A 2,575-nucleotide genomic window follows, 5' to 3' on the forward strand; every position below is an offset into this window, starting at 1 on the left:
GACTACGTCATCAACGGCGCCAAGATGTGGATCACCAACAGCCTGCAGGCCGACTGGATGTGCCTGCTCGCCAACACCGGCGAAGGCGCCGCGCACAAGAACAAGAGCCTCATCATGGTGCCGATGACGACGCCCGGCATCACGAAGGCGAAGAAGATCCGCAAGATCGGGATGATGTCGAGCGACACCGGCCTGATCCACTTCGACGACGTCCGCGTGCCGCAGCGCAACCGCATCGGCGAGGAAGGCATGGGCTTCACCTACCAGATGATGCAGTTCCAGGAGGAGCGCCTCTGGGCCGCCGCCAACGCGATCCAGGCGCTGCACAACTGCATCGAGCTCACCGCCGACTACACGCGCGAGCGGCAGATCTTCGGCCGGAGCGTCCTCGACCACCAGGTCGTGCACTACAAGCTGGCCGAGCTGAAGACCGAGGTCGAGGCCCTGCGCGGCCTGGTCTACATGGCCACCGAGAAGTACATCGCCGGCGTCGACGTCACCGAGTGGGCGTCGATGGCCAAGCTGAAGGCGTGCCGGCTGTCGCGCCTGGTCCCCGACGCCTGCATGCAGTACTGGGGCGGCATGGGCTACACCTGGGACAACCCGGTCGCCCGCTTTTACCGCGACGGCCGCCTCGGCTCGATCGCCGGCGGCGCCGACGAGGTGATGCTCGGCATCATCGCCAAGCACATGCACATCCTGCCCGGCAAGCGCTGACCTCGCCTTGCGCTCGCTCCTGATCGCCAACCGCGGCGAGATCGTCGCCCGCATTGCCCGCACCGCGCGCCGCCTCGGCATCGCCACCGTCGCGGTGTATTCCGACGTCGATCGTGGCGCGCCCTTCATCGCCGCCTGCGACCGCGCCGTCGCGATCGGCGGCGAGCGGCCCGCGGAGTCGTACCTGTGCGTCGATTCGATCGTCGCCGCGGCGCGCGCGTCGGGTGCCGACGCCATTCATCCCGGCTACGGCTTCCTGAGCGAAAGCGCTGGCTTCGCTGACGCCGTGCAGGCGGCCGGGCTGGTCTGGGTCGGCCCGCCCGCGGCCGCCATGCGGGCGATGGCCGACAAGTCCGCGGCCCGGCAGGCGATGCGCGCCGCCGGCGTTCCCGTGCTGCCTGGCTACGACGGCGACGCGCAGGATCTCGAGGCGCTCCGTCGCGAGGCGCAGGGCCTCGGCTACCCGTTGATGGTCAAGGCGGCGGCGGGCGGCGGCGGTCGGGGCATGCGCTGGGTGGCGGACGGAAGCGGTCTCGACGACGCGCTCGCCTCGGCACGGGCCGAGGCCACCGCCGCGTTCGGCGACGGCCGCCTGCTCCTAGAGCGCGCCCTCGTCGGCGCGCGCCACGTGGAGATTCAGGTCTTCGCCGACGCGCACGGCCACACCCTGAACCTGGGCGAGCGCGACTGCTCGGTGCAGCGTCGGCACCAGAAGCTGATCGAGGAAGCGCCCGCGCCCGGGGTGAGCCTGGCCTTGCGCCGCCGCATGGGCGAGGTCGCCGTCCAGGTCGCGCAGGCGGTCGGGTACCGCGGTGCAGGCACGGTCGAGTTCCTGCTCGACGGCGACGGTGCCTTCTGGTTCATGGAGATGAACACCCGCCTGCAGGTCGAGCACGCCGTCACTGAAGCGCTCGTCGGCGTCGACCTGGTCGAATGGCAGCTGCGCGTCGCCGACGGCGAGGCTCTGCCCTTGACGCAGGACGAAGCCCTGCGCCGCTACGAGTCGGGCGGCCACGCCATCGAGGCCAGGCTCTGCGCCGAGGACCCGGCCGCCGGCTTCCTGCCGCAGTCGGGTCGCATCGTCCGCTGGGCGGCGCCGCCGCACGCGCGCTGCGACCACGCCCTGGCGAACGGCGTCGAGGTGCCTGCCTTCTACGACTCGATGCTCGCCAAGGTCGTCGGCCACGGCCGCAGCCGTGCCGACGCCATCGCCCTCCTCGCCGCCGCGCTCGACGACACCGTCTGCCTCGGCCTGCCGACGAACCGTGGCTTTCTTGCCCGCGTCTTGCGCGACCCGGCCTTTGCTGCCGGCAGCGTCGACACGGCCTGGCTCGGCCGCGCCTTCGCCGACGACGCGGCGCGCACAGATCCGGCATCGTCTGCTCTCGAAGCGCTAGCAGCCTCGGCCCTGACGCTCCTGCCCGCCTCGCCCTTGCCTGCCCTCTGGAGTGGCTGGTCATCGACGGCGGTCGTCGACCGCGACGCCGTCGTCGGCCGTGACTACGTCGTCCGGCGCTGGCGGCTGCGCGGCCGCTACACCGGCTTCAGCGCCGAGTGCGACGGCGTCGTGCACCGCATCGACGGCCTCGCCGGCGAAGCGGGCGGCGCGGTCGTCGCGACGGTGGACGGACGCGCGATGCGCGCCGTCGTCGCACGCGAAGCCGACCGCTCCTGGTGGCTCGCCGAGGGCGTCGAGATCGCCTTCGACGACCGCCGCCTGCAGGGACGGAGCCGCCTTGCGGAGAGACCCGCCGGCCTGCTGCTCGCGCCGATGCACGGGCGGGTGACGCAGACGCTCGTGGGTGTCGGCGCGGCGGTCGAGGCCGGCGCCCTCCTCCTCGTCATCGAGGCGATGAAG

The 2,575-nt window shown here is 72.0% G+C and carries 2 protein-coding genes; both read left to right on the forward strand.

The features are described 5' to 3' along the window. Positions 1-717: acyl-CoA dehydrogenase family protein (locus tag AC30N0_RS03590; protein ID WP_489516564.1), on the forward strand; the 717-nt coding region annotated here is incomplete at its 5' end. A gap of 7 nt (positions 718-724) precedes the next feature. Then, the coding region (locus AC30N0_RS03595; RefSeq protein ID WP_489516565.1) for an acetyl/propionyl/methylcrotonyl-CoA carboxylase subunit alpha at positions 725-2,575 on the forward strand (1,851 nt) is incomplete at its 3' end.

Origin of the sequence: Rhizobacter sp., assembly GCF_031412495.1 — a bacterium.
Classification (GTDB): domain Bacteria; phylum Pseudomonadota; class Gammaproteobacteria; order Burkholderiales; family Burkholderiaceae_C; genus Schlegelella_A.